The organism is Hydrogenobacter sp. T-8 (assembly GCF_011006175.1).
GTDB classification, from domain to species: Bacteria; Aquificota; Aquificia; order Aquificales; family Aquificaceae; genus Pampinifervens; species Pampinifervens florentissimum.
In genome coordinates, this window is sequence record NZ_CP048795.1 from 1179566 (window position 1) to 1204818 (window position 25253).

Genomic DNA, 25253 nt, shown 5'->3' on the forward strand with positions numbered 1-25253 from the left:
TACTACTCCTTTAGCCTCAAGAATCAAAAGCCCTATTCAGTTGCCAAAATGTCATGGGAGCAAATGCTCCCTAAAAGCCTTATAGGGAGTATTATACCATAAAGAACAATTTAGAGGATATTGGAAGTTGGGTCTTCCCCCTCGGTGAGTATTTCTCTTTTGTAGTCCACAAGGTCGTCAAAAATGTAGATTATGAGGCTATCCTCTTTTTTGTTTATTACTTGCAATAACTCGCTTTTTAGTCTTTCAAGTTTTGATTTTGTTATGTTTCCCTCAAAGACGGACTTTTGCACGTGGTTTATGTATCTCTTTGCTATCTTCCGCACTTTATTGAGCCTTTTCTGACCTTCTCTGTTTTCTGTAGATATATCATATACAAGGATTATCCACATCAAAGGCTTGCGTAGTTTAGTGGTCTGTAATTTTCTTCTGCAAGGAGGTGTTTTATTAGCTTGTAGAGTTCAAGCCTTATAAGTTGTCTGTGGGATATCTTTCTTTTTAACCTTCTGTGCCTTACTGTAGACTCAAGAAGTTCATCAAAGGCTTTTGCAAATAGTCTTCTTCCCTCCGGAGAGAGATATGTAAAGTTAAGCTCTTCAGAAAAGTGGTATTCCTGTAAAACCCCATCTCTTATAAGCTTGACTATTAGGACATCAGAAAGTATTGGTTTAAAAACCTCCGCTATGTCAAGACACAAAGAAAAGCGTTTTGTGGAAGGTTCATGAAGATAGCTCACAGTAGGATTTAGCTGAGTATGGTAGACCTCACCTAAAACTTTGGCGTATACTAAGGAGTTTCCAAAGGAAATAAGTGCATTGAGAGGATTCTGAGGTGGTCTCTTGGTTCTTTTCTCAAACTCCCAGCCAGTTTCTTGTTCTAACCTTCTATAAAAATCCTTTCTGAGGTCCGCCTCTACCTTCATAACTTCGGGAATGTTCTTTGCCTCACGGAGTGCAAAAAGATAGTCCTCTTTTCTTAGACCAAAAAGTGTGCTTAGGTTTACGATAGCTCCTTCTACAAAAGCCTTTGCAAGATATAGCCTCTTTTGGGTATTTGTGTAGTGCTCCACTTGTTTAATTAGCAAAAAGCCAGAAAGGTTTGTCTCCCTTGGATAAAAGCTACCTATATAGTATCCGTAGTGATTGAAAAAGTGTGCTATTACACCCTTCTTGGAAAGCAATGCTAAAGCCTTGCTGTTGGTAGAAACCTCACTAAAGAGGAAAAGTTCATCAATATCCTCTATGGGTATAGACTTTTTTATGCTTGAGTTTTCAAAAATTATGGTATTTTCCTCTCTTCTTAGCTCTCCAGAATGAGTTATATAATAAACTCTACCCATAGCAAAATTCCTCGTAAGCACAGCTCTTACAGTAAGGCTTTTCTTCTATAGGTGGTGGCTTTTCCAAAGAAAGTATATACCCTATACCCTTGAGTGCGTCCTCTATAATAAACTCATCCTCTTTGCTAAGATAAACCTTTCTTATCTCTTTAGCCCTTGGATAGTGCAAAATGCCGTGAGAAACCTCAAGCCCTTTGCTTTTTAGGTAGTACATGTAATACTTAACTTGGAGAAGGTGAGACTCTTCTATGGCTCTTGAGTGCTTTACCTCGTGAACCACAAGCCCATCATATGTTTTTATGAAATCCATCCTTACAGGCTCGTCGTAAAAACCTTCTTCTCTTTCCCTCTTAAAACTTTCTTCGTCAAGCAACTTTCCCAGAGCCACGCTTTCAGAAAGATGCTCAAAACCTATGCCTTTAGAAAAAAGCCACAACTTTCTTTTACAAACCACATAGTAGGCTACCTGAGTGCCTTTGTATTTAAGCTCCCTAATCACCATACATTATCCGAGCTTAGCTCAGGGTCTTCTCTAAGTTCAGCCAATCCCTTCTCCTCGTCATAAGGAGCCTTCAGCCAGTGGAGGTTAAAGGTTTCAAGTCCTTTTATCCTTTCTAACATGTTATCCTTTGGCATATAAGCGGGGATGTTAAAGGTATAGTCCAAAATTTGGTTCAGAGCTTGGATTTTTTCCTCCTTCTCTGTGCTATTTTTGTAATTCTGTATGAGTGCCTCTACTTTATCCTTGTAATATATGGGTATTACCGTGATTGAATGGATATCTCTAAAAAGTTCTTGGGCTTTTTTCCTGCTCTCTTGAGAGATAAGCCCTAAGGTATTCCAAATGTCTCTCACATATTCTTTCGCCTTTGAGTAATCTTCCATGTATTTAGGGTCTATTTTGGAGAGGGTTTCTCTTGAATATATCTCGGAAAGCAGGTTCCTTTTGTCTTGCTCTGTCCATATACCCTCCCGTAGTTTACCTTTAGAGTATTCATGTATGCTTTTTCTGTAGACACCGCCTATGCCAGAGCAGTCTTCTGTAAATATGTAAGCGTTAGGCTCTTCTACTTGCTTTTTTCCTTTTCTGTTTACCCTCCCAAGCCTTTGGAAAAGGCTGTCTGGTGTGGAATACTCCGTTATCAGAAAGTCCGCATCAAGGTCAAGAGAAACCTCTGCAAGCTGTGTGGTAATCCATATGCCACCATTCCCCTCTTTGAAAAAGCTCTCTATTTCCTTTTCCCTTTGTTTTCTTTGCAGTTGTATAAACCTTGAGTGCAACAGATTAGGTTTTAGCCCTTCCTTCTTCAAAGCATCATAAAGGTCAACAGCCCTCCTTACTGTGTTTAGAATAACCAAAACCTTTCCTTCTTGAGACTTCTCTTTTATTAGCCTCAAGGCGTTTTCTGAAAGGACGCTATCCTTTATAAGTTTTAGGTTATGGCGAGGCTTTGGGTTGTCAAAAACCTTCTCTGTAAAATCTGGTAAGTCTTCTCGGATAAACTCTGGCACGGTTGCTGTCATAAGCATTACCTTAGCTCCCACCTTCTTTGCAAGTTTTATGCCTTCCACCAAAAAGCCAAGAGTATGAGGCTCAAAAAGTTGAAACTCATCCACCACCACTCTTGAATAGGAAAGGACTGCAAGGCTCTTTTCAAAGCCCTTGTAGGCAAAAACAAAAGGAAATAGCTGGTCTGGAGTGCAAACAAGCAATGCCTTTGAAAAGTTTCTGGCATATTCGTAGTCCACAATAAGCCCAGTTAAGTGGTTTCTGTTTTCCTCTATAAGAAAGTTCAAGGCGGTAGAATGTAAAAGTCCAGCCTTTTCTCCAAAGAGGTCCTTAGCCCTCAGATATAAGGCATTTGCAGAAGTTCTAACTGGTATGGTAAAAAATCCTTTACCTTCTAAGTATATAAAGCCCGCTTCCGTCTTTCCGTATCCCGTAGGTGCACTAAGGAGTAAGTCTTTGTCTCTGTTCTTTAAGACAAACTCCTGCAGGTCATTTAGTTCAAAGCCCTTTTTGTCTTTTATAACCTTTGCCACATCCCTTATCGGCTCAACCTCAAGGCTCTCTATATCCTTATTACTGCTTGCATGGTCTATACGCAATAAAAGACCCTTTAAGAGTATATAGAAATTCCTCAAATTTTCCATAGGTTTTTCATGTTTTTTAGAAAGGTATATGAGAGCTTCGTATTCCAATCTTCTTAGCAATCTCTTGTGCCAACTCTGTATAGAAATACCAAATTCCTTAGAGGCAACTTCCTTAACCTTTTCCGCTACATCGTTGCCTGTTTCCACCCTATGATGGTGAATTATGGTAAGAGCACATATGTCTCTCAAAAACTCATCGTCCAAATTTTCCATGAAAGCTGGAGATAGTAGGTTATGTCGTATTTTTTCCACATATGAATCTGGATAGTTTTTGTTTTTTACCACTTCCCTTTGGAATTTACAATGAAGTTTTCCATAGTCATGATACTCGCAGGCAATCTCCAAAGCCTTCCAAAGATAGCTCCTCAAACCTACAGGACAGGCTTTTTCTATATCCTCTCCGTATAGGCTTCTAAGGAGTTTGAGATTTTCCAAGAGTTTGTCTGTATGCTCTCTTATAGAAGTGCCATCACTCTTCGCCCAAGCTATCTTCAGTTTCTGTGTTAGACTCATCCTTTCCCTCCTTACCGTTCAAGCCAATAAGAAAAGCGTAGGCTATTCTTTCTAAGCCCTCCTCCTTTATAGCACTTAGAAACACACGCGGTATAGGCTTTTCCACTTCAAGGTATGCCCTTATTAGGTTTTGAGAAAAGTGGTCTATGTCCCTTCTTCTAACCGCCTCAAGCAAACGGTAAGAGAGGCTTTCTATCTTATTCTTTGCCCTATCTTCTCCAAGGCTTTCTTTGTAGCTTTGTGCTAACTTCTTACCCTCCACAAAAGCTGAGTTGATTTCTTTCTCCTTATTTGCTTGCATGTTTAACACCTCCTGAAATTTTATTAGATATATAAGACTTTTATCCAAACCACTCTTTTGTTTAGAGCTTCTTTCACTTTTAAAAGCAGCCTCAGTTCCATATTTAATAAGCCTTACATCATCATTAATTTTCTCCTTACCTTCATAATTACCTGCAAAAATATAACCTAACATTATCTTGTATAGCATATGATATAGGCTTTTACCATAGTAGACATACTTGAGGAATATATCAAAGAGAGGGTTAAGACTCTTCGGATATTCTTCTATGTATTCTCTGAGGGCGTGTGCCTGTATTTGGCTTAAGCTGAAGGTGTAGATATTGCTTTGTGCTTTACTTACAGTTTGTATCTCCACAACATAGATGTTTTCCAAAGACCAGCCAGCCTTATACTTCTCAATACTCTTTACCACTTCAATAAGACTTTCTTTTATTATGTCCGCAGATATCCACTTGCGGGTCTCCAAGGCATTATTTATACCTATCATAGATCTTATATCATCCGGAAGATAAACAAAAATATACCTTCTTTCAATATCTGTAAAGCCAAAACAAGCAAAGTAAAGCAATGCCTCACATTCTTTACATAAAAACATAGTATTTACACCGTTGTAGAAAAGGTTTGGAAAAGTGTTTGGACTTGCAGAAAGCGGTGTGAAGTTAATCGCATCAAAAGTCTTGTAGAAATTTTCCTTTTTGTAAGAGTTTCTTTCCTTACAGAAAAAGCATTTAGGGAAGTTATTTGAAGTATTAACAGAAAGTAATTTTTGAAAGAATTTTTCTATTTCTTTTTTATTATTCAATGATATCTTTGCTTTAGGATTAGGATTAGTTAGAGGTGAGTTGTTGTAAAAAACTTTAAGCCTTGAAATGTTAGCAGGGTATTTTAGAAGATAGTCCGCATACAGTTCTGGAAGTCTTTCCCATAGGTCTTGTGGAACTTCCAGGACACGCTCTTTGAAGTAAGGTAGTGGGTCAATTTTTGCATGATTTAAAACCTTAGCAAAACCTACCGCACTGGAAGCCATAAGCCAGTTGTCTATCCGAAACCTTATAGCCATACTGGAAGCCCTCCTTCTTTTTCCATCAGGATTTCACCCTCCTCTACTACAGTTCCCTTTTGGAGGTAGTAGACTTCCATCCATTCGTGCTCTCTTAAACTGCTGTTCCTTTTTAGAAAGGTTGGCAAAAGATAAAATATACCAGATGGGTATGTAGATAGGTTAATATACCTATCCTTTGGTAAAAAGGCGGACCATTCAAGTTTAAGCTCTTCCACCTTTCTCTCCTCAAGCTCTACAAAATCTATCCTTCGTATCTTTACAGCATACTCTCCACCAGAGAGGTAAAGATAAGTCTGCGGCTTTTTCAAAGCCTCTGCAAACTCTCTCAAAAGCTCATATTCGCCGTATAGATGGACTATTAGCTCAAGCTGGTAAAGTATGGGGACTTCAATGGGAACAACTTCTAACTTCTTTTTATCCACATTATACTTCCTAAAACGCACATAATCTCTAAAAAGGGCTTGGTACCTGCCTTGTATGGATATTTGAAACTCTTCGCCTTGCCATTTTCTTCCTATGGCGGTATACAAAAGACCTATTATGGTAGAATAGGGTGGAAGCGGATAGGTCTCTATACCCTTTAAGGAAAAAGGGGCCTTGAAGATGCCAGTAGGCGTAAAGAGTTCAAACCTTAGGGCTTTCATCTTAGAGCACTCCGTAAACACTCTTAACCTTTTGCCTTAGGCTCTCAAAGACCTCTGCTACACCTTTTGCACTTAGCTGGGTTCTTATATCCTCTTCGTTATGAAAGTGTCCAGAGGCAACTCCCACTAAAACCTCCTCACCTTCTGGGACAAGGTCTATGGCATCTCTTAGGGCGTTTATGTCAAGAATTAGCTTTCCTTCCTTTTCCACAGCCTTTACCGCATCCATAAAAAAGGGATTTTTCACGCTAAAGACACCACCAACTACAAAAACTGGGGAGAGGTTTTCCCATCTGCCTCTTATCTGCCTGCTAAGGGTCTTTATAACCTCAAGAAGTTCCACCACTCTTTTTGCCTTTGCCTGAGAGTCTATGACCTCTTTTATTTCTCCCTCCTCTGTTTCCCACACACCCACACGGTCAAGGTCTACAGTAAGGGTGTAGATGTAGTGAGAGGTGTGTTGTTCGGAGTTTACTATCGCTTGGTCGCCTCTATCCTCTATGTGCCTTATGTATCTGTTGTAGGCATCTATGTTGTTCATAAAGTCCATATCGGATTTGAAGGGACTTACGGAAAACATATAGCTGGTTTTGACTACGCTTACCCTCTTTACCGCATCACCCTTTGAGAGCTTTAGGGACTTCTTTTTACCATCCTCTTCCTTAGCAGGCTTTGTAAAAAGCCCACCAAAAAGGTCAAACTCTTCGTAGTCCTTTACCAAGTCCTCGCCAAACTTATCCACATCAAGAGTATCCTTAGAAGTGTGTCTTGCAATATACTCCTTTAGCTTTTCATCCAACAGCCTCCAGCCAAACCTTTCCCTTCCATGCCTTCTTATCTCATACTTTAAAGCCTTGTCAGAGGCATAGGTTAGCTGTGTGTTATCCGCAAGGGTAATCTTCTTAAGCACAGACACATTACCTATACTCTCTCCATAGTTGAGAGAGCTTGCCCTGTGGGTTATTACCGTAAGGGTTAATCCAGCCATTTTTGACCTCCCTTAGTTGTTCTACTTACTTATGTTAACAGACACTTTTTACAGTTTCTGACAGTTTAAAATTTTCTCTATGCGTTTTTTGGTGAAAATGGAAAGTCAAAGGGGAGAGAAGATACCCATAGACTACAGACGCAGGCTCATATCTTTGATGAAGAGGGTTTTTGGAGTTAGGGAGTTTCTTGAAAATCCAGTAAGACCCTACACCTTTGCGGTATACCTCGGAAAGGGTGTGGTCTTTGAGGAAGAAACCATAAGCGGTGTAAAGTTTATAAACCTACGCATCTCCACAGGAGACCCAGTTTATGGGCTAAGGCTCTACAATGGGTTATCTTCTCTCAAGGGTAAAACCCACAAGATAGGAGATGCGGAGTTTGTTATAAAGGAGATTAAGTTAGAAAAGGAGGGAGATTGGTCAAAGGGCAGTTTCAAAAGCCTGTCTCCTGTGGTAGTGGAAAAGCCGGTATTTTCACAAGACAGCCCAAAAGCAAGATATCTAATTCCTATGGAAGAAGGCTTTGAAGATGCTCTTCTTGAGAACATACTTAGACGCTTTAGGGTTATAAAGGGCTATGAGCCAAAGATAGAAGAGTTTTCCTTTAGCTTTAAATACTTCAAGGAAGAGTTCATAAAGCACTATGGTGGGCACATTAGGGCTTTTCTTGGAAGGTTTCGTATAAACACAGATAACCCAGAAGTTTTGAGATTTGTCTACCAATATGGGCTTGGTCTAAGGACGGGTCAAGGCTTTGGATACCTTGAGGTGGACTAAAATTAAAACACTTTAAATCTCACTACTTGTGTGCTATATTTAAAATATGACCTCTATCATGTTGGAGGTGCAATATGAAAAATGTTATCTTCAACACTCCAGACCACAAGGTGGTCTTCTTTGAAGAGCTAACCCCTGCTTCTGCGGTGCAGGCAAACCAAGTGCTTATCATTCATAAGGGCGAAGGCATGCTCCTTGACCCAGGAGGTCATAAGGTTTTCTCCAAGCTCCTTTCAGACCTCTCGCTCTACATACCACCCAACCAGATAAAGTATATATTCCTCTCTCACCAAGACCCCGACATAGTAGCCTCTATAAACGGCTGGCTTATGACTACAAGGGCGGTCGCTTACATTTCCAAACTCTGGATGAGGTTCTTGCCACACTTTGGGTTGGACTCTCAGCTTGAAGATAGGGTCTTCCCCATAGACGATGGTGGAACGGTGTTAACTCTTGGTGGAGACTGCAAGCTATACATCCTGCCAGCACACTTTATGCATTCTCCGGGCAACTTTCAGGTATACGACCCATGCTCTAAAATACTCTTTTCTGGAGACCTTGGAGCATCCCTTGGGCAGGACTACTTTGTGGTGGAGGATTTTGATAAGCACATAAAGTATATGGAAGGCTTCCACAGGAGATATATTGCAAGCAGTAAGATACTACGCTTTTGGGCAAATATGGTGCGTCAGCTTGATATTGAGATGATAGTGCCACAGCATGGTGCTATATTCAAAGGTAAAGACATGGTAAACCGATTTATAGAATGGGTAGAAAACCTTGAGGTGGGTGTTGACCTAATGACTCAGGAGAGATATCAAGTGCCCACTGGCTAAAAAAGTTCAGAGTTTCTTGAGTTTTGGTGCTGGTATGGGCTTGCTTTTATAGTTCAAGGTTTTAAAGGCTTGCAATAGAAGGCACATAGCTTTATAACCTATAGGTGGTCATGAGAGACTTTGTCCATTTGCATCTTCATACACAGTATTCTCTTTTGGATGGTGCTATAAAGATAAAGGACTTGGTAAAGAGGGCAAAGGAGCTGGGCTATAAGGCAGTTGCCATAACAGACCATGGAAACCTCTTTGGCATTTTGGACTTTTACAAAAGCATGAAGTCTGTGGACATAAAGCCTTTGATAGGTATGGAAGCTTACTTTACCACCGGCTCTCGCTTTGACAGAAAGGGTAAGGGTTCAGAGGATAACATCACAGACCGCTACAACCACCACCTTATACTTATTGCAAAGGATGACAAGGGTCTTAAAAACCTTATGAAACTCTCTACACTTTCTTATAAGGAAGGCTTTTATTACAAGCCAAGAATAGACTACGAGCTTCTCAGTCAATATAACGAAGGGCTAATAGCCATAACCGCATGTCTGAAGGGAGTTCCCACATACTACGCAAGCATTGGTGAAAGAGAAAAAGCTCAAGAGTGGGTCAAAAAGTTCCTTGACCTCTTTGGTGAAGACCTATACCTTGAGCTTCAATCTAACTCTTTGCCAGAGCAGGAAACTGCCAACAGAACTCTAATAGAAATAGCTAAAAGGCTTGGTGTAAAGCTAATTGCCACTAATGACTCACACTACCTTATGCCAGAAGACAGGCTTGCCCATCAGGTGCTCATGGCGATACAGATGAAAAAGACCCTTACAGAGATTCAACAGGGTAATGGTTTTAAATGTGCCAACGATGGGCTTCATTTTGCCAGTCCTGAAGAGGTTTGGGAAAAGTTTCGTGGAAAGTTTGAAGGGTGGGAGACCGCACTTTCAAACACCCTTGAGGTGGCAGAAAAGACCGCAGATAGCTTTCAACTTTTGGAAGGTGGTTCATATCTTATGCCACATTTTCCCACAGAGGGAGTGCCTCTTGGAGATTTTCTCAAAGAGCTTGCCATAAAGGGTCTAAGACAGAGAATTTCACAGGGTCTGGCAAAGGATAGTAAAGAATACTGGGATAGGCTTGAGTTTGAGCTTAATGTGGTTTCTCGTATGGGCTTTGAAGGATACTTCCTTATAGTCCAAGACTTTATAAACTGGGCAAAGTCTCAAGGTGTCCCTGTGGGTCCGGGTAGAGGTTCTGCGGCAGGTTCTCTCCTTGCCTTTGCCTTAGGTATAACGGACGTAGACCCCATAAGGCATGGGCTTTTGTTTGAGAGGTTTCTAAACCCCGAGAGGGTCTCCATGCCAGATATTGACGTGGACTTTTGCATGGAAAACAGGGACAGGGTCATAGAGTATGTGAAAAACAAGTATGGCTCTGAAAACGTGGCACAGATAATCACCTACAATGTAATGAAGGCAAAACAAACCCTTAGGGACACCGCTCGCGCTCTTGGAATACCCTATCAGACCGCAGACACCTTAGCCAAACTTATACCACAGGGTGATGTGCAAGGCACATGGCTCTCTTTGGAAGAGATGTTTTTAACTCCCATAGAGGAGCTTTTGAACAAATACGGAAGGCACAGAACAGATATAGAGGAAAACGCAGGAAAATTCAGAAAGCTCTGCGAAGAGAACCCAGAACTAAAAAGCCTTGTGGAGATAGCCCTTAGGCTTGAGGGTCTTACAAGGCATACTTCCTTGCATGCAGCGGGTGTGGTGATAGCACCCAAGCCCCTTGAGGAGCTCCTGCCCCTTTACTATGACAAAGAGGGTGCTATTGCAACCCAGTTTGATATGGCAAAGTTGGAAGAGATAGGTCTTATAAAGATGGACTTTTTGGGTCTTAAGACCCTCACAGAACTTCAGAGGGTAAGGGAGCTCATCAAAGAAAGGCACGGTGTGGATATAAACTACCTAAGCCTACCCCTTGATGACCCAGCTGTCTTTGAGCTTTTGAGAGAAGGAAACACTACGGGAGTCTTTCAGTTAGAAAGCAGTGGCATGAAGAACCTACTCAAAAGACTTGCACCAGACAGCTTTGATGACATAGTGGCGGTGCTTGCCCTTTATAGACCTGGACCTCTAAAAAGCGGTCTTGTGGATAGTTATATAAACAGAAAGCATGGAAAGGAAAAAGTGGAATATCCCTTCCCCGAGCTTGAGCCAGTCCTAAAAGAAACCTATGGTGTGTGGGTCTATCAAGAGCAGATAATGAAAGCCTCGCAGATACTCGCAGGGTTTACACCAGGTGAAGCGGATACACTAAGAAAAGCCATAGGTAAGAAAAAGGCAGACCTAATGGCTCAGATGAAGGAAAAGTTCATAAAGGGTGCAGTGGAAAGAGGATACGATGAGGGAAAGATAACTCAGCTATGGGAAGACATAGAGAAGTTTGCCAGCTATTCCTTTAATAAATCTCACTCTGTGGCTTATGGATATCTCTCTTACTGGACCGCCTTTCTGAAGGCACACTATCCAGAGGAGTTTTTCTGCGTAAAGCTGTCTACCGAAAAGAACGACAAGAAGTTTATAAATCTCCTAAAGGATGCAAAAAACGAAGGCTTTAGGATATTGCCACCAGATATAAACAAGAGCGGTGTGGACTTTGTGATAGAAGGTGAAAAGACCATAAGGTTTGGTCTTGCGAGGATAAAGGGTGTGGGCGAAGATACCGCAAGACTAATAGTAGAAAGCAGAAAAAGAGCGTGGACTTCTCTTGGAGACTTTGTAAGAACGGTGGATAGCAAGAAGGTAAACAAAAAGACCCTTGAAGCACTCATAAAGGCGGGAGCTTTTGACTCCTTTGGAGAAAAAAGAGGAGAACTGCTCCAAAGACTTGAGGGAAGCTCTGCATTGCTTGGTAAAGGTCTTTTTGCCACAAGGGAAGAGAAAAGAGAAGAGGACTACTCTAAGTATGAAAAGGAAGTGCTTGGCTTTTATGTATCCTCTCATCCTCTTGACCCCTATGAACATCTCCTCAAGAATAAGGTTTCTAATCTTGAGGTCCTTGAAGAGGCAGAGGGAGGAACATACACCTTTGCGGGTGTTATAACAGACCTTAAGACAAAAAAGACCCAAAAGGGCAACCAAGTTGCCTTGTTTAACCTCGTAGACAAGACGGGCATAGCACAGGTCTTTGTCTTTCCAGAAACTTATTCACAGAATAGTGAGAAGATAAAAGAGGACAAGGTAATAGTGGGTAAGTTTGAAGTGGATATAGACCAAGAAACAGAGGAGATAAAACTTCTTCTGAGAGAAGTATACACGCCAGAGGAATTCCTAAGGAGCGAAGACATGAAAATAAGGCTGGTCTTTCTCAGAGAGCTACAAGAAGAGGCACTACTAAGACTAAGAGAGCTTATAAGAGAATGTGAAGACCCAGAGGGCAAAGAACTTACCCTTGAACTAAGGATAAACGGCTATAGAACCATACTCCACGCAGACCCAAGAATAAAGGTGGGAACAAACATCGTAAAACTAAGGGAAAAACTAAGGGAGATGGGAATAAACTTAGAAATCTCCTAATATTGGAAAGATAGGATACTCTTTTATATCTCCACCAGCCTCTAAAATTTGTAAGTGTTTGATTACATGCTCAAGTAGATAGGCTATGTCTATACCTCTAAAGCTCTCCCTACAAGGTTGAAGCTGGTGGTAAACCATCTTTAGAACTCTTATACAGCTTTCTCTCCTTCCACATATATAATGGTTGTAAGCAATGGCAAGCCTTATTAGCCCTTGGTAGCAGTTTCGTGAAAACTTATCTTCCTTTGGGAAAAGCCTCCATATATCCTCAAGCACTTCGTGAGCGGAGTAAAAATCTCCCTTGTCCCATAGGCTTTTTACTTTCCTCAGAAGGTCTCTCTCGCTCAAGTTTTCAGCCCTATGGCAAAGCCCACTGCAAAACTGCCAGCGAAAGCCAACTTTCTTATAAGTCCATGCACAAAGGCAGTAAAGCCTTCAAACATACCCTTAAACAATGCAAATAACTGCTCCCATTCAACTGTGATTATACCCTTGCTGGCAAGCCACATGAGAGACAAAATATAAAGACCAAGCAGGAGGAGAAAGAAGTTAAGCACTCTCCTTACTGCAAAGCCCACCACAAAGCCTGCAAAACCCGCATAGCCCATATCAAAAATAAGCTCACTCCAATTCATTGATACCTAAAAACGCTTGGGTTTAGCACATCTGGATAGTTAGTGGTCATTTCATAGTCAAAGAGCTGTTTTCTTATTCTCTGAAGGTCTGACCTGTTTGGCTTGAAGGGATAACTCTTTATGTCGCTCACAGAGCTGTCTCCAAAAGGTCTGTTGCAGGCAACCTCTGTGGTCTTGCCTCTACAACCTGAGGTCATAAAGGGTCTTCCGCTCCAGAAGAGCTCCTCAAAGGTGTCCTTGTCTATGCCAAAGTCTATCACTTGACCCTTTTCGTTAAACTTCATATCTTCATAGCGAGCTATCTGATTATCTATGAGATATCTGGCAAACTGCACTCTTCTGTATTGAGGTGCAGGGCAGGGTTTTTCCTTTTCCATCATGGACCCTTCCTCTGGCCAGAAGGAAAAGAGGTGTGTCCTTGCTCCAAGGTCTCTCACTTTCTGTATGGTTTCTATCATCTCCTGCTCTGTTTCACCAAGACCCACCACAAGATGACATCCTGCGTATCCATCCCCCATAACATCACAGGCCCATTCAAGGACCTTCCAGAAGGTTTCCCATCTGTGAGGGCTGTTCATGGGTCTTCCACGGAGCTTTTCAAAAACCTCTGGTGTCCCGCAGTCTATAGCAACGGTGACCGTGTCCGCACCAAGTTTTTTATAATCTTCCATGTCCTCGTAGGTTGTCCCTGTTGCGTTTATAAGCAAAGAGACAAAAATCTGGTCTCCAAGCTCAGAAAGCACCCTCTTGAGCACATACTTGGTATCCCTTATAGCTCTTGGATGGGTTATCTGGGCTATGCAGAGCCTTTCCACATGTCCTACCTTTTTAGTCCTTTCTATTATATCGTCAAGCTTTACTGTAGGCCACTCAACCCTTATAAAGTTCTTCTTTGAATATTCCATCTCCCTTGCCTTTTGAAGACCGCAGTAGGCACAGGTGGCATGACAACCAGAGGGGTACGTAAGAAGAGTATTTATACAGCTCAATCTTGTATTTCTATAAAACTGACCGGGCACTATGCCAAGGGTCATAGCCGCAGCCATGCTTATCTGAAGGTATTCTGGGCTCTCCTTTTGTTCTGTGAGCCTCTCTAAAACCAACCTGTCCATCCTTACACCTCCAGAGAGTTATTATAAGCCTTCCTACGAAGGCACTTTTAACAATTTCTTATAGTCTTATAAGCTCATCTTTTTCCTCTTCTCTCCAGCACAATCCTTGAAACTTCTGCCGCCTTTTGAGGGTCCATAGCTTCCAATATGGCGGCCGCCTGTCTTTCTTTTAGATTAAGTAAAATCTCCGCAGCGAGGCTTGGTTCAAGGTTGTTCATAATAGCACCTGCTTCGTCAGGAGATGCTTTATTGAATATATCCACAAGTTTTTGGACTTCAGGTCTCTGTTCCTCTTTTGGCTTTGATGTCTTTTTTAGTTCTTCAAGCCTTTTACGCTCCTCTTCTATCTTTTTTAGTTTTTCTTCAAGGTCTTTTGAAATGGAGCTGATCTCCTCCTTCGCCTTCCTCTCTCTGTCTTCTCTAAGTTTCTTTTGAAGGGCAGATTGAGAGAGTGCAATACTAAAAACCAGAAGCAGAAGAATTACACTCCTAAGCATCTCTCCATCTCCGCCTTATGAGATGCATAAAGCCCATCCTCTGAAATTCAATATTTAGGTTCTTTATAGTGTTTTCCCTTTCTTTGTTTATCCTTAATATCTCAAGAGCCTTCAGGTCTCTGTATGCTTCTTTTAACCTCTCTCTTTTTTCTATCCTCAAAAGCTCCAATTGACGAATTCTTTCCGTTAGCTCTTTCTTTTTTGCCATAAGGGCTTTGTACCGAATAAGAAGACTCTGAGAAAAGGAAACCTTTAGCTCCTCATTTATGCTTTCCGCTTGAAGGTCTAAAAGCCTTACTTCTTCTTTTAGTGCGTCAATTTGCATATCCAGCTCTTTTAATTCCCTTGCCCGTGCTTCCTTTATACCTTCCTTTAGCTTTATTATCCTCTTTAGAGACATGTTAAAATTATAAATTGATGACATGATGGAGAGAAAATGTTCTGTCGTGTAAAAAGTGGTGGGATTCTGGGAATAGAGGGTTTTGAAGTAGATGTAGAGGTAGATATTGCCAACGGATTGCCACAGTTTTCTATCGTAGGTCTTGGAGACAAAGCCATAAACGAAGCACGGGAAAGAGTAAGGTCTGCACTCAAAAACATTGGCTTTCAACTACCTGTAAAAAGGATAACTGTAAACCTCTCACCCTCACATCTCAAAAAGCAAGGAACACACTATGACCTACCTATAGCCTTGGGTATCCTCAAGCTCTCAACAGGTATAGATTTTCCCGAAAACCATGTGGTTCTTGGTGAGCTGTCTCTTGATGGTAAGATAAACCCAGTTAAGGGTGTCCTGCCGATAGTTCTCTCTCTAAGAGATCTTGGCTACAAAAGGTTTATTGTTCCAGAAGGCAATGCAAAGGAGGCCGGTCTTGTCAAAGATGTAGAAGTTTATGGTTTTGAGAGCCTAAGGGATGTGTTGGATTTTTTCAGTGGGAGCCTTTCAAAAAAGCCAGTGGAGGTGAACTTAGAGGAGGTCTTTGAACAAAACCTTTCCTTTGATGTGGACTTTAGCGAGGTTTATGGTCAGCATCAGGCAAAAAGGGCTATGGAAATATCCGCAGCAGGATTCCATCCTATTCTCTTAGTGGGTCCGCCTGGTGCTGGCAAAAGCATGCTTGCCAAAAGGCTCATTACCATTATGCCACCCTTGACCTTTGAGGAAGCAGTGGAGATAACGCGTATATACAGCGTTGCAGGTCTCTTGAGCGAGGACAAACCCCTTATAACAAAAAGACCCTTCAGAAACCCTCTAACAAACGCCTCAGATTCTGCTCTTGTAGGTGGTGGCACAGTGCCACAGCCCGGTGAAATATCCTTAGCACACAGGGGAGTGCTTTTCCTTGATGAGTTTCCAGAATTCAGCAGAAAGGCTATAGAGTCTCTAAGACAGCCCTTGGAAGATGGAAAGGTCACCGTGTCAAGGGTTGGTGGTAGGATAAGCTTTCCTGCGGAGTTTTTGCTGGTAGTGGCTATGAACCCCTGTGCCTGTGGCAACTACGGAAACCCATACAAAGCCTGTGTATGCACTCCCATGCAGTTAAAAGCATACCAGTCAAGGATATCTGGTCCCATAATGGATAGGATAGACCTAAAGGTTTGGGTATATCCAGTGGAAAAAGAAGACCTGCTAAAGATGTCCTCAGGCGAAAGCTCAGCACAGATTAGACAAAGGGTTATGAGAGCTGTTGAAATTCAAAGGGAGCGTTTTAAAAACAGTCCAACAAAATACAATTCACGCATGACAAACGACCAAGTTAAGAAATACTGCGAGATGACCCAAGAAGCTAAATCTCTACTTCAAAGTGCCATAGATAGACTAAACCTAACTGGCAGAGGCTATATGAAGGCACTGAAGGTGGCGAGAACCATAGCAGACCTTGAAGGAGAAGAAAAAATAGCCAGCCATCACATAGCAGAAGCTCTCCAGTATAGGATAAACGAAAAAGCACCCACTCTATGATATAAATCATAAAAGAATTTCACACCCTGTTTCTAAGTATGGCTTTTTCCATAACTTTTTTAGCCCGAATTTCACAGGGAATTTCACACCCTAAGGCGGAATTTCACATCTGATACAAATCATATTTCTAAGTATGGCTTTTTCCGTGTATTTTTAGAGGCGAATTTCACAGGTTTTTCGGTTTTTCACAGGAAAATTTCACACCCTGTGAAATTCTTTAGGGTATGTTTCTAAATATGGCTTTTTCCAACATTTTCTAACATACACAAAAACGGAAAAATTACGGAAAAATCCATACTTAGAATGCGGACCTGTGAAATTGTGAAATTCGTCTGAAGTGCTTGATTCTCAAGGGTTTGCTACAATCGTGAAATCAAGGAATATCAAGCATTTGAAAGGGGGTGTGAAATTCTGTTTCCGCAAGTGCTTGATTCTCAAGGTTTTCCCTAAGGGGGTGTGAAATTCGCGGGGGTCTATTATTATTATTTCTAGATAGAAATAAAATAAAAGAAATAAAGAAGAATAGGAATTTCACATCCAAGCCCGTCAGTAAGAACCCGCTTGGTCTTGTTAAATAGATGGAAAAAGCCTACCACTTATCTCAGCGGGTTTCTAAACATAAAAGGTGAAAAGGGACGCTACGAGATGTTTCCATTAGGCACTTCTATCTGAAGGAGCCTTTCATATCCTAAGTCCTTGAGAAGTTGATAGTCCTTTTTTATGTCCCTTCCTGCTCTTGTGAGATAGCCACCCACCATCATGGCGTTAGTCATAAGAACAGCCATACCGTGAAAGTCTCTCAAGTTTTGCTCTCTTCCTCCACAAAGTCTTAGCTCTGCCTTTGGGTTTGTAAACCTAAACATGGCTATTATTTTTAGAGCTTCAAGGGGGCTCACACCCGGAGCAGTTTCCATAGGCGTTCCTTCTATAGGCATAAGGAAGTTAAGCGGTATAGAATCCACCTCCAACTCTCTGTATGTAAGTGCAAGGTCAACCCTATCTTCGTCAGACTCTCCCATGCCAAAAATTCCACCACAACAAGTGGAAAGCCCCACGGACTTAATCCTTTTTATGGTCTCATACCTTTCTCTCCATGTATGTGTGCTTACTATCTTAGGAAAAAAGTTCTCCGATGCCTCAAGGTTATGGTTTACCCTTTTGACTCCTGCGGATTTTAGTCTCTTGAGGGATTCCTCATCAAGGGTTCCGGCAGAGACACAGACATTTATGGGAAGCCCTTCCTTCCTAATCTCCTCTACACCTTCACATATTCTTTCCACCTCTTCCTTAGTTGCGGATTTGCCACTAAGGACGATGCAGTATCTATTTGCACCAAACTCCACACCTCTATATGCACCTTCCAATATTTCATCCTTAGGGACAAGGTTGTATATGTTTATGGGCGTTTTGTAAAACTTGGACTGGGCACAGAACTTGCAATCTTCTGAACAGGCACCACTTTTTGCGTTTATTATAGAGCAGAACTCTACTTTGTCTGGTGGATGAAAGTGGTTTTTTACCTTTTGTGCCAGATAGACCATAAGGGCAATGTATTGGTCTGGTATTTGCAAAAGTTTTAGTGCGGTTTCCTTATCTATAGGCTCATAGGCTATAGCCTTTTCTGAAACTTCAAAGAGAAAGCTCTCCACTCTGTCCATGCAAGCCTCCTTGCTAAGGTATTAGTCTACTAAATATATATCTCTTGTGTAAGCTCGCCCTGATAGTTTAGCCTATCAAGAATAGCTTTTCCTCTCAGGGATTTGGCAGGTATTTCAAAGACCTTTCTTGAGGAGTAGATTTTTATAATATCCTCTGTAACTTCAATCTTTTCGGGAGGCTTGCCATCTTCAAGCACCACTATATTCTTGTATGATAAATCTTCCTTGTTGTAGACTTTCATGTGGATTAATCTACACTTTATATCTGTATTTGAGATGACAGGTTTATGTGATGAGAGTCAGATTTAGAGTGGCGGTCTACAGCAAAGAAGGTAAAAGACTTGGTAGGGAAGACTTTATAGCGTTTCGTGAGCCTCTTTATGTGGGCATAAGGTATGTGGTAGAGTTTAAATACCTTGAGGCAACCAAGTGGCTCATGCTTGCAAAGGATTGTCAAGAGAAGTATCTGCTTTTGGCATTGCTTAACTTCTCTCTTGGTCAAGAAACGCAGGCTCGTGAGTTTTTGCAAGAGGCATTAAAGCATGAAAGGGCTACTGATTACCTTTTTGTGATAGAAAAGCCAGAAGAGGGTCTGAAGGTGGCTATTGAAAGGATAGAAGCCTCCTTGCCTGATTTTCTATTATCCTTGTAAAGGCTGTAGGAAGTTCGCTTATGCTCTTTATCCTTATGGCACTTTTCTCAAAGTAATAGTCTGTGTAATTTCTTTCTGTGCCAACTCCTATGCCTATGATTGGTATTCTTGACTTTATCTGTGCTATAAGACTCTTTAGCTCTTGACCTTTTAGACCTCTTGTAGGCTCTCCGTCAGAGAAAACTACAATGCATCCCCTAATGTGATTTTTCAAGCAGAAGGTCTGAAGGTCTTCATAAGAATATATAAGGGCTTTTTCAAGGTTTGTCCCACCGCCCAGCAGGTTAAAAAGCTCTATTATTTTCCACTTTACAGCCTTGTAGTCCTCTGAAAACGCCTTTAGTCTAAAAACCCTGTCTGAAAACACATCTATGGAGAAGGACATTTTAAGGCTTTCTATAACCTCTGAAAAGAGCAAAAGAGCCTTTATGGCGTTTTGTATTTTGTCCTCTCTTTTCATAGAAGTGGAGATATCTATGAGGAGCTTAAAGGCTAACTCTTTTCTTACTGGTATGTGCCTTCTCATGTATATTCTTCCTCTTCCAAGAGGTGCTTCCACGCTTAGGCTTTTAGTATCAATCCTTCTACCATAGAAGTGTTTTCCGGTCCAGCCTTCCTCTTCTTGTGGCATGAGTTTGACCAGTTTTCTCTTTAAAGCGTCTATGTGTGGCAAAATATCAGAGAGCATTCTTTTGTAGACCATAAAGTCTTCTTTTCCAAGACCGTAAGCCTTCTCATACAGTCTATCCTCTTCTGTTTTTTCTCTTTTGCTTCTTCCAAAGCCAGACTGAGAAGAGGAAGAAGACTGCTCTTCCCATCCCTTTATAATAAAGCTCAAAAAGCCTCTGTGTTCTATATCAACCTCAAGGGTTTTTGGCAAAAAGTGTCTTATAAACTCCACATCCCTCTCTATCAAGTTTATGTAAGACATCTGCTTTAGGTAGTCTCGCATCCAGTCTGGGACTGCCTTTAAACTTTTGAGTATTTCTTTTCTGTCCGCTTCTGATATATCCACCGCCCTTTTGTCCTTGTTTTGCACTATTATCTCTTGAAGATGTTCTGGTAATTTCTTTAGAAGGTCTGTCATTATCCTGCCTCTGTGGGCATCCACTCTGGTCTTTCCTCTTGCCTCTTCCAAAAGCAGGTCAACATAGTTTATGTCTTGTGCCTTTTCTATATGGCTCATGTATCTTCCAAAGAGGTCTTCCATAATTATGTCATAGGCATCCCTGCTTTTTGCATTTAGATACTCTTGGAGGAATTTCTGTGTATCTTTTTGATAGTTCCCTTCACCAAGCCAGTTTTCCAGAAGAGAAAGAGCAAAAAGGTGATGCGGATAGTAGGTTTCTAAGTTATTCAATATGTTTTTGTAATGCTTTTTTACAGTTTGCAAGCTATCTGGACGGCTTTTTATAAGCCTTTCGTCTGTTTTTATAGACTCCAAAACCGCATAAAGCACTAAAAAGGACGTAGGCGTAAAGCCAAATTTATAGAATTCCCTTTGACCAAGCCTCCAAAGGTAAAGGTCAGTGCTAAAAAGATACTCTATTTCATGCCTTATGGTGTTTATGGCTTCCTCTTCTGGTTTGTTAGAAACTTCCTGAAGATAGAAGGCAATGCCAGAGGGTCGCTTTACTGGTTCTGGCACATCTTCTACTTCCCCCTTTGCCCACATTTCGGTGAGAGGTAGAAACTTAGGGTCATAGCCAGCTCCCCAGCCCTCGTAGCTTGCCTGAACCTCTATATCATATTCGTCAGATAGGAGCTTCTCTATTACCTTCCAACGCTCTTTCACTTTTCGCCTATTACCATTATGGCACCGGGTCTCTTTATACGCGGTGCTATAACTTCCATAACCCTAAAGTGGTGCACCATGTTGGTAGATTCCACGTAGGCAAGGCTAAAGTCAAGCCCAAGGACAAGGTCCATATTCTGCGGTCCTACAGACAGGAGAATAGCCTTTCCTTCTGGGACTATAGGTGTATGGTAGACATCGGAAACCAGCTTTTTAATCTGCTCAATCTCAAGAAGTCCTGTGTTGTGATAGAGCCTATTGAGCTTAAAGTAGTCCCTTGGGTTTAGAAGAAGATAGTATGGTCCATAAAAGCCCTTTTCTGAGAGCTTTGATATACCAAGGGATACATCGTTAAAGGCGTTGCCAAGCACATCCCAGTCGCTCATGGACATGCTCTGCCTTCCTTCCACCGTAAGAAAGCCCTCTATTTCCATTTTTGGATTGCCGTGAATTATGAGGGTATCCTCCGCCACTGCAGTGGCAAAGGCTGCAGCAGATGCCTGAGAGGTATCAATTGGCAAGTTAAATTGTCTGAAGTATTCAAGGTCTCTCCAAGTTATGGAGAAAGGCTTGAATATGGTGGGAAGGGTTATGTATTTTCTTCTTCCTGTTCTCACAGGCTCGCAGGCTTCGCTCTCTTCTCCCGGTCTTACTTCACATACTCCCGGTTCTACACCAAGGTAAACATCGTAGGCTATTACCTGATGCCCAACGCCTATTGGTCCTATAACTGGCATAAACCTTCTGCATACAAGGGTCTTTTTAGCCACATCAATAACCGCACTTTCTAATTGCTCCCATTCTTCAAAGGTAAGTGGTGATTGCTCTCTTCCTAAAAAGTCCATTTAACCACCTCCTAACTTAAATTATACGCCAATATTCTTCAAAGGCTATCCATGTTTTTGGGATTATTTCCTTTAGGTTGTCCCATCTTTTCATGTGTTTTTTCCTCTTTTCTGATGCCCTCCATAGGGTGCTACCAAAGACCTCTTGAGCTTCCTCTTCAAACTCTTCTGGAGAATCCTCACATAATGCTTTACCTGCCATATCCCCCGATATGACCGCGTTGGCTATTCCACCGCCAGTTATGGGATGACAAAAGCCACCCGCATCCCCCACAAGCAGAACCCTCTTTCTTACCAAAGGCAGTAGCCCATCCGCAGGTATCCATCCACCCGTTCTTTTTATTATTTGTTTTTCTACTATACCCTCTGCAACCACCTCTTCTACGAACCTTTTGAGGCTTTCCATCACATTAACTCCATAATCTGGGTCAACCCCCACTCCCACGTTGGCGAGCCTTCCCTTTGGAAAGACCCAGCCGTAGCCTCCTGGGATGTAGTCTCTAAAGTATATAAGAAGGTCTTCAAGCTCTTTTGTCAGTTTCATTGTTATTTGTGCAGTGGTGAGGAATGTCTGGGTTTTTTCACCAGTGAGCCTTGCCACCTTTGACCTTGGTCCGTCCGCACCCACTACAAAGTCCGCCTTTACTGGAAACTTTTCTCTCGTGTCAATCTCTTCAAGCCATGCAAAACCATCTTCAAAGCCCAAAAATTGTGTTCTAAGCATATATACCGCACCCTGCTCCTGTGCCAGCTTGGCTATCTGAGCGTCAAAGACCTCTCTGTTTAATACAAAGCCCTCCGACCACATACTTACCACCTCTCCCCAAGGTGTAAAATGAACCATATTCTTTACCCTCTGAGCTATAGCCTCCTGTGGAAAGAACTCCTTAAACTGATGGTATAGCTGAATAGGGACAAACTCCGCACATTGCACAGGCTTTCCTATACTTCTTTTTATGTCAACTACCAAAACCCTTTTACCAGCCTTTGCAAGCCTATAGGCACAGGAAGAACCTGCAGGACCTCCTCCAACTATTAAGACATCAAACTTTTTCATGCCCTTTATTGAAAACACTTGAAGGCTTAAAGCCTATACTATACCTTTCCTCCACATACATCTCTATGCCAGTCTTAGGGTTCTTTATAAACCTTCCGCTCAGCCTCCTTATTTTAAAAATGCCAAATCCTCTAAGTTCAAGCCTACCCTTTTCAAGAACAAGGTTAACTATCTCTTCAAAAAAACTGTCCACAAAGAGCTTAGCGTCCGCCCTGTTTTTTATATTAAACTCCTTCCTAAGGCTTTCTATTAGGTCTGTTTTTTTCATCCTTTTCCTCCACATAGAAGGTTCTTACCCGTGAATTTTTACTAACCGCAACCGCCCTATCTTCTTTTCTGTAGTAAACTATCTCATCCGCCTCAACAAAATTCTGCCCTTCTTCCACCTTTGCCTTTCCTATCAGGGTTATAACCTCATCCTTAAGGTCGTAGACCATTTTGTTGGCGGAGGCTTTCCTATTTCCTTCCGTGTATCTCGCATTTCCCTCTGCTTCTATGAGCTTTGCTTTTTTGCTCTCGTCCAAGTGTATAACTACCCTGTTTGCAGTAAGAAGTGCATTTCCTCTTGTGATTCTCACATTTCCCGAATACACCACCTTATCCTTCTCATAGGTGAGATTGTCCGCTTCGCCTACTATGGGCTGTGCAAACATAAGCGTAGGTATTAAGACCAAAAGAATTACAACCTTTCTCATCTTATGTCCGTCCTTGCCCTATTAATTATAACCTTTAGAGGTTTTAGGGTTATCTCAAAGCCCTTACCCCTTACGAGACTTTCTCCCTGCAATATTTGGATGTCCCCTTCTCCCCATATTTTACCCTCCTTTAGGTTTATGTATGCGTTCTGTGTCTTTGCGGTAATGTCTTCAGACTTAACCTCCACCCCTTCTGTGAGCTTTCCTTCGCCTGTAGACCTGTCTATATAAGCCTGAACAGCTCTTATGTTAGCCTCCTTTGAAAAGAGCTCCGCCTCGTAGAGCTTAACATCTTTGCCAACCACCTCAAGGGTCTTACCCCTTATAGTCCACTCAATACCAGTCTTACTATAGGCTTTTATGGTTACACCTTCAAGTAGGCTTACCATCTCTTCTTGTCCACCGCTCATTGCAAAGCTGTCTACATACATCTTGAGAACGGAAGCAAGAAGGATTATCAGTATACTAAGGAGCAAGCTCCTAAGCATAGTATTGGCTTATGACCTCTTCCCATTGTCCTCTTAGCTTTAAGATAAACTCTATGGCATCCCTTACCGCTCCATGCCCACCCTTTGAGTTTGTTATGTATAGGGCATGTTCTTTTATCTCTTCTGGTGCATCCACAACCGTCATGGGAAAGCCCACCCTTCTAAGAATTGGAAGGTCCACATAGTCATCACCAAGAAAGGCGATCTCTTCCAAGCTAAGAGAAAGCCTTTTCATCACATCTTCAAGGATTGGAAGTTTCTGGTTATAGCCTAAGTGCACTTCATCCACTTTTAACTCCTTTAACCTGTTTATAAGTGCCTTGCTTTTTCTTCCAGATATTACACCTATCCTTATGCCAGCCCTTTGAGCCAGCTTTATACCAAGCCCGTCCCTCACATTAAAGACCTTTATCTCTTCACCCCTTGAGGTATAGTAGAGCCTTCCGTCTGTAAGCACACCATCCACGTCAAGTAGAAGCAGTTTTATCTTTAAAGCTCTATCCCTTAAATCCATCCTATGCTTGAGCGTAGCTCTCTTTCAACTTCTTTATCCTCCAGAGAGCTTTGCTGTCTTCAGGTGTGATAAGGCTGTAGGCTTTTCCATAAGTGCCTATCCTTCCAGTCCTACCTATGCGGTGTATGTATACCTCTGGGTCTTCTGGGATATGGTAGTTTATCACAAGGCTCACACCCTTTATGTCAAGCCCTCTTGAGGCTACATCTGTAGCCACTACTATCTTAACCTTGCCATCTCTGAAAAGTCTTAGAGAGTTTTCCCTCTGCCTTTGTGTCATATCTCCATGAAGGGAGACCACATTAAAGCCCTTTCTTTTCAGCTCTTGCGTTATATCCTTTGCATCCTTTTTTGTCTTTACAAAGACTATAACCTTTTCAAGGACATGTTCCCTCAGTATCTTTTCAAGCTCAGACATCTTTTGTCCAGAGGAACTCAGCTTTATAAGCCTTTCCTCTATCTTTGGCTTTAGTTCTTCTGTTATAACCTTAACAAACTTGTAGTCCTTTTTTAGGTGTTTCTTGGCAAGCTCTTCTACCTCTCTTGGTATGGTAGCAGAAAAGAGAAAGGTCTGTCTTTCCTTTGGAAGCTGAGCTATTATCCACTCAATGTCTTCTATAAAGCCCATATCAAGCATTCTATCCGCCTCATCTAAAACGAAGTATTTTAGGCTTTCAAAGTTAAAAAGGCCTCTCATGGTAAGGTCCTTTATCCTCCCAGGCGTGCCTACTACGATGTTTGGTGTTATCTTCCATAGAAGCTCAAGGTCCTTCTGGACTGGTGTCCCACCGTAGAAGCTAAAGACCTTTAGTCCCTTATACTTAGAAAGCTGATATAACTGTTCTTTTACTTGAAGAGCAAGCTCTCTTGTAGGTGTCATTATAAGGGCGGTTGTTCCTTCTTCCTTTTCGCTTCCTTCAATTATAGGTATACCAAAGGCGGCGGTTTTCCCTGTTCCTGTTGCCGCCTGACCCATTATGTCGTAGCCCTTAAGGGCTAAGGGTATGGCTTCCTTCTGAATTGGAGTGGGTTTTTCAAAGCCCATGTCCTTGAGTGCCTTACGCAAGGGAATACTAAGCTGTGAGAAATCAAAGTCCATTTCTTCCTCCTTTTTACTTTAATTATAAGCGAGCCACAGAAAATTACCAG

Annotated in this window: 27 protein-coding genes; 5 read left to right on the forward strand and 22 right to left on the reverse strand. The window is 41.8% G+C overall.

What is annotated here, in order from left to right; genetic code table 11:
- Nucleotides 1-110 precede the first annotated feature (110 nt).
- From cas2 to cas7i, 7 genes are read right to left on the reverse strand one after another with little or no spacing between them, the layout of a single operon-like run.
- A complete protein-coding gene (gene cas2 / locus G3M65_RS06925; RefSeq protein WP_173833851.1) occupies nt 111-392 on the reverse strand; it encodes a CRISPR-associated endonuclease Cas2 in 282 nt (93 codons plus the stop codon).
- Nucleotides 392-1339 carry a type I-B CRISPR-associated endonuclease Cas1b gene (gene cas1b / locus G3M65_RS06930; protein ID WP_173833852.1) on the reverse strand — a complete coding sequence of 316 codons (948 nt, stop codon included), beginning with the start codon at nt 1337-1339 and terminating at the stop codon, nt 392-394. Before cas1b ends, cas2 begins: the two co-directional genes overlap by 1 nt.
- On the reverse strand, nt 1332-1841 hold the full coding sequence (gene cas4 / locus G3M65_RS06935) for a CRISPR-associated protein Cas4 (RefSeq protein WP_173833853.1): 510 nt from the start codon (nt 1839-1841) through the stop codon (nt 1332-1334). The genes cas1b and cas4 overlap by 8 nt, the downstream gene beginning before the upstream one ends.
- Nucleotides 1835-4006, reverse strand: a complete 2172-nt coding sequence (gene cas3 / locus G3M65_RS06940) for a CRISPR-associated helicase Cas3' (protein WP_173833854.1) — start codon at nt 4004-4006, stop codon at nt 1835-1837. The genes cas4 and cas3 overlap by 7 nt, the downstream gene beginning before the upstream one ends.
- Nucleotides 3963-5369, reverse strand: coding sequence for a type I-B CRISPR-associated protein Cas8b1/Cst1 (gene cas8a1 / locus G3M65_RS06945; protein ID WP_173833855.1), 1407 nt, complete (start codon nt 5367-5369; stop codon nt 3963-3965). Before cas8a1 ends, cas3 begins: the two co-directional genes overlap by 44 nt.
- Nucleotides 5360-6016 (reverse strand): type I-B CRISPR-associated protein Cas5b, encoded by a 657-nt coding sequence (gene cas5b, locus G3M65_RS06950; RefSeq protein ID WP_173833856.1) that lies wholly within the window; start codon nt 6014-6016, stop codon nt 5360-5362. The genes cas8a1 and cas5b overlap by 10 nt, the downstream gene beginning before the upstream one ends.
- Nucleotide 6017: 1 nt before the next feature.
- Complete coding sequence (gene cas7i, locus G3M65_RS06955) at nt 6018-7004, reverse strand: type I-B CRISPR-associated protein Cas7/Cst2/DevR (RefSeq protein ID WP_173833857.1); 987 nt, start codon at nt 7002-7004, stop codon at nt 6018-6020.
- A 79-nt stretch (nt 7005-7083) separates the two neighbouring features.
- On the opposite strand from cas7i, the gene cas6 reads away from it, so the two are divergent.
- The 3 genes from cas6 (at nt 7084) to dnaE (ending at nt 12193) form a co-directional block, all read left to right on the forward strand.
- A complete protein-coding gene (gene cas6 / locus G3M65_RS06960) occupies nt 7084-7782 on the forward strand; it encodes a CRISPR-associated endoribonuclease Cas6 (protein WP_173833858.1) in 699 nt (232 codons plus the stop codon).
- Nucleotides 7783-7856: 74 nt separating this feature from the next.
- Nucleotides 7857-8618, forward strand: coding sequence for an oxygen-binding di-iron domain-containing protein (locus G3M65_RS06965; protein ID WP_173833859.1), 762 nt, complete (start codon nt 7857-7859; stop codon nt 8616-8618).
- Between the two features lie 110 nt (nt 8619-8728).
- A complete protein-coding gene (dnaE, locus tag G3M65_RS06970) occupies nt 8729-12193 on the forward strand; it encodes a DNA polymerase III subunit alpha (RefSeq protein ID WP_173833860.1) in 3465 nt (1154 codons plus the stop codon).
- Here the strand turns inward: dnaE and G3M65_RS06975 are convergent.
- From G3M65_RS06975 to G3M65_RS06995, 5 genes are all read right to left on the reverse strand, one after another.
- Nucleotides 12179-12541, reverse strand: a complete 363-nt coding sequence (locus G3M65_RS06975) for a DUF309 domain-containing protein (RefSeq protein WP_173833861.1) — start codon at nt 12539-12541, stop codon at nt 12179-12181. The two genes, dnaE and G3M65_RS06975, sit on opposite strands and share 15 nt — an antisense overlap.
- On the reverse strand, nt 12538-12828 hold the full coding sequence (locus G3M65_RS06980; protein WP_173833862.1) for an FUN14 domain-containing protein: 291 nt from the start codon (nt 12826-12828) through the stop codon (nt 12538-12540). Before G3M65_RS06980 ends, G3M65_RS06975 begins: the two co-directional genes overlap by 4 nt.
- Nucleotides 12825-13940, reverse strand: a complete 1116-nt coding sequence (locus G3M65_RS06985) for a radical SAM protein (protein ID WP_173833863.1) — start codon at nt 13938-13940, stop codon at nt 12825-12827. Before G3M65_RS06985 ends, G3M65_RS06980 begins: the two co-directional genes overlap by 4 nt.
- Before the next feature lie 74 nt (nt 13941-14014).
- A complete protein-coding gene (locus G3M65_RS06990) occupies nt 14015-14437 on the reverse strand; it encodes a MotE family protein (RefSeq protein WP_173833864.1) in 423 nt (140 codons plus the stop codon).
- The gene (locus G3M65_RS06995) at nt 14430-14837 is read right to left on the reverse strand and encodes a coiled-coil domain-containing protein (protein WP_173833865.1); all 408 of its coding nucleotides are present in this window, start codon (nt 14835-14837) and stop codon (nt 14430-14432) included. Before G3M65_RS06995 ends, G3M65_RS06990 begins: the two co-directional genes overlap by 8 nt.
- A gap of 36 nt (nt 14838-14873) precedes the next feature.
- Between G3M65_RS06995 and G3M65_RS07000 the strand changes: the two genes are divergently transcribed.
- Complete coding sequence (locus tag G3M65_RS07000; protein ID WP_173833866.1) at nt 14874-16400, forward strand: YifB family Mg chelatase-like AAA ATPase; 1527 nt, start codon at nt 14874-14876, stop codon at nt 16398-16400.
- A 638-nt stretch (nt 16401-17038) separates the two neighbouring features.
- Here the strand turns inward: G3M65_RS07000 and bioB are convergent.
- Both bioB and G3M65_RS07010 read right to left on the reverse strand, forming a co-directional pair.
- Nucleotides 17039-18058: a biotin synthase BioB gene (bioB, locus tag G3M65_RS07005; RefSeq protein WP_173833867.1), complete on the reverse strand. Its 1020-nt coding sequence runs from the start codon at nt 18056-18058 to the stop codon at nt 17039-17041.
- A 29-nt stretch (nt 18059-18087) separates the two neighbouring features.
- Nucleotides 18088-18300, reverse strand: coding sequence for a pantothenate kinase (locus G3M65_RS07010; RefSeq protein WP_173833868.1), 213 nt, complete (start codon nt 18298-18300; stop codon nt 18088-18090).
- A 50-nt stretch (nt 18301-18350) separates the two neighbouring features.
- Here G3M65_RS07010 and G3M65_RS07015 point away from each other — a divergent pair, with 50 nt between their 5' ends.
- A complete protein-coding gene (locus G3M65_RS07015) occupies nt 18351-18710 on the forward strand; it encodes a hypothetical protein (RefSeq protein WP_173833869.1) in 360 nt (119 codons plus the stop codon).
- Here the strand turns inward: G3M65_RS07015 and G3M65_RS07020 are convergent.
- Genes G3M65_RS07020 through G3M65_RS07055 form a run of 8 tightly spaced genes read right to left on the reverse strand, consistent with a single transcriptional unit; the run spans nt 18661 to nt 25203 of the window.
- Nucleotides 18661-20505 carry a vWA domain-containing protein gene (locus tag G3M65_RS07020; RefSeq protein WP_173833870.1) on the reverse strand — a complete coding sequence of 615 codons (1845 nt, stop codon included), beginning with the start codon at nt 20503-20505 and terminating at the stop codon, nt 18661-18663. The genes G3M65_RS07015 and G3M65_RS07020 overlap by 50 nt on opposite strands.
- A complete protein-coding gene (locus tag G3M65_RS07025) occupies nt 20502-21350 on the reverse strand; it encodes a family 1 encapsulin nanocompartment shell protein (RefSeq protein WP_173833871.1) in 849 nt (282 codons plus the stop codon). The genes G3M65_RS07020 and G3M65_RS07025 overlap by 4 nt, the downstream gene beginning before the upstream one ends.
- A gap of 16 nt (nt 21351-21366) precedes the next feature.
- A complete protein-coding gene (locus tag G3M65_RS07030) occupies nt 21367-22407 on the reverse strand; it encodes a geranylgeranyl reductase family protein (protein ID WP_173833872.1) in 1041 nt (346 codons plus the stop codon).
- Nucleotides 22394-22675: an HU family DNA-binding protein gene (locus G3M65_RS07035; RefSeq protein WP_254426248.1), complete on the reverse strand. Its 282-nt coding sequence runs from the start codon at nt 22673-22675 to the stop codon at nt 22394-22396. Before G3M65_RS07035 ends, G3M65_RS07030 begins: the two co-directional genes overlap by 14 nt.
- Nucleotides 22644-23102 carry a lipopolysaccharide transport periplasmic protein LptA gene (gene lptA / locus G3M65_RS07040; RefSeq protein WP_173833874.1) on the reverse strand — a complete coding sequence of 153 codons (459 nt, stop codon included), beginning with the start codon at nt 23100-23102 and terminating at the stop codon, nt 22644-22646. Before lptA ends, G3M65_RS07035 begins: the two co-directional genes overlap by 32 nt.
- Nucleotides 23099-23590 (reverse strand): LPS export ABC transporter periplasmic protein LptC, encoded by a 492-nt coding sequence (gene lptC, locus G3M65_RS07045; RefSeq protein WP_173833875.1) that lies wholly within the window; start codon nt 23588-23590, stop codon nt 23099-23101. The genes lptA and lptC overlap by 4 nt, the downstream gene beginning before the upstream one ends.
- Nucleotides 23583-24104: a KdsC family phosphatase gene (locus G3M65_RS07050; protein ID WP_173833876.1), complete on the reverse strand. Its 522-nt coding sequence runs from the start codon at nt 24102-24104 to the stop codon at nt 23583-23585. The genes lptC and G3M65_RS07050 overlap by 8 nt, the downstream gene beginning before the upstream one ends.
- Before the next feature lies 1 nt (nt 24105).
- Nucleotides 24106-25203: a DEAD/DEAH box helicase gene (locus G3M65_RS07055; protein WP_173833877.1), complete on the reverse strand. Its 1098-nt coding sequence runs from the start codon at nt 25201-25203 to the stop codon at nt 24106-24108.
- Between the last annotated feature and the right edge of the window lie 50 nt (nt 25204-25253).

What these genes read in the sequence shown, in the direction of transcription:
- lptC (WP_173833875.1), bottom strand. Translation starts at nt 23,590, where the DNA reads ATGCTTAGGAGCTTGCTCCTTAGTATACTGATAATCCTTCTTGCTTCC.
- lptA (WP_173833874.1), bottom strand. Translation starts at nt 23,102, where the DNA reads ATGAGAAAGGTTGTAATTCTTTTGGTCTTAATACCTACGCTTATGTTT.
- G3M65_RS06995 (WP_173833865.1), bottom strand. Translation starts at nt 14,837, where the DNA reads ATGTCTCTAAAGAGGATAATAAAGCTAAAGGAAGGTATAAAGGAAGCA.
- G3M65_RS07035 (WP_254426248.1), bottom strand. Translation starts at nt 22,675, where the DNA reads ATGAAAAAAACAGACCTAATAGAAAGCCTTAGGAAGGAGTTTAATATA.
- G3M65_RS07015 (WP_173833869.1), top strand. Translation starts at nt 18,351, where the DNA reads ATGAGAGTCAGATTTAGAGTGGCGGTCTACAGCAAAGAAGGTAAAAGA.
- cas3 (WP_173833854.1), bottom strand. Translation starts at nt 4,006, where the DNA reads ATGAGTCTAACACAGAAACTGAAGATAGCTTGGGCGAAGAGTGATGGC.
- cas7i (WP_173833857.1), bottom strand. Translation starts at nt 7,004, where the DNA reads ATGGCTGGATTAACCCTTACGGTAATAACCCACAGGGCAAGCTCTCTC.
- G3M65_RS06985 (WP_173833863.1), bottom strand. Translation starts at nt 13,940, where the DNA reads ATGGACAGGTTGGTTTTAGAGAGGCTCACAGAACAAAAGGAGAGCCCA.
- cas5b (WP_173833856.1), bottom strand. Translation starts at nt 6,016, where the DNA reads ATGAAAGCCCTAAGGTTTGAACTCTTTACGCCTACTGGCATCTTCAAG.
- cas1b (WP_173833852.1), bottom strand. Translation starts at nt 1,339, where the DNA reads ATGGGTAGAGTTTATTATATAACTCATTCTGGAGAGCTAAGAAGAGAG.
- G3M65_RS06965 (WP_173833859.1), top strand. Translation starts at nt 7,857, where the DNA reads ATGAAAAATGTTATCTTCAACACTCCAGACCACAAGGTGGTCTTCTTT.
- bioB (WP_173833867.1), bottom strand. Translation starts at nt 18,058, where the DNA reads ATGGACAGAGTGGAGAGCTTTCTCTTTGAAGTTTCAGAAAAGGCTATA.
- cas6 (WP_173833858.1), top strand. Translation starts at nt 7,084, where the DNA reads ATGCGTTTTTTGGTGAAAATGGAAAGTCAAAGGGGAGAGAAGATACCC.
- dnaE (WP_173833860.1), top strand. Translation starts at nt 8,729, where the DNA reads ATGAGAGACTTTGTCCATTTGCATCTTCATACACAGTATTCTCTTTTG.
- G3M65_RS06990 (WP_173833864.1), bottom strand. Translation starts at nt 14,437, where the DNA reads ATGCTTAGGAGTGTAATTCTTCTGCTTCTGGTTTTTAGTATTGCACTC.
- G3M65_RS07000 (WP_173833866.1), top strand. Translation starts at nt 14,874, where the DNA reads ATGTTCTGTCGTGTAAAAAGTGGTGGGATTCTGGGAATAGAGGGTTTT.
- cas2 (WP_173833851.1), bottom strand. Translation starts at nt 392, where the DNA reads ATGTGGATAATCCTTGTATATGATATATCTACAGAAAACAGAGAAGGT.
- G3M65_RS07050 (WP_173833876.1), bottom strand. Translation starts at nt 24,104, where the DNA reads ATGGATTTAAGGGATAGAGCTTTAAAGATAAAACTGCTTCTACTTGAC.
- G3M65_RS07030 (WP_173833872.1), bottom strand. Translation starts at nt 22,407, where the DNA reads ATGAAAAAGTTTGATGTCTTAATAGTTGGAGGAGGTCCTGCAGGTTCT.
- cas8a1 (WP_173833855.1), bottom strand. Translation starts at nt 5,369, where the DNA reads ATGGCTATAAGGTTTCGGATAGACAACTGGCTTATGGCTTCCAGTGCG.
- cas4 (WP_173833853.1), bottom strand. Translation starts at nt 1,841, where the DNA reads ATGGTGATTAGGGAGCTTAAATACAAAGGCACTCAGGTAGCCTACTAT.
- G3M65_RS07055 (WP_173833877.1), bottom strand. Translation starts at nt 25,203, where the DNA reads ATGGACTTTGATTTCTCACAGCTTAGTATTCCCTTGCGTAAGGCACTC.
- G3M65_RS07010 (WP_173833868.1), bottom strand. Translation starts at nt 18,300, where the DNA reads ATGAAAGTCTACAACAAGGAAGATTTATCATACAAGAATATAGTGGTG.
- G3M65_RS07025 (WP_173833871.1), bottom strand. Translation starts at nt 21,350, where the DNA reads ATGGACTTTTTAGGAAGAGAGCAATCACCACTTACCTTTGAAGAATGG.
- G3M65_RS06980 (WP_173833862.1), bottom strand. Translation starts at nt 12,828, where the DNA reads ATGAATTGGAGTGAGCTTATTTTTGATATGGGCTATGCGGGTTTTGCA.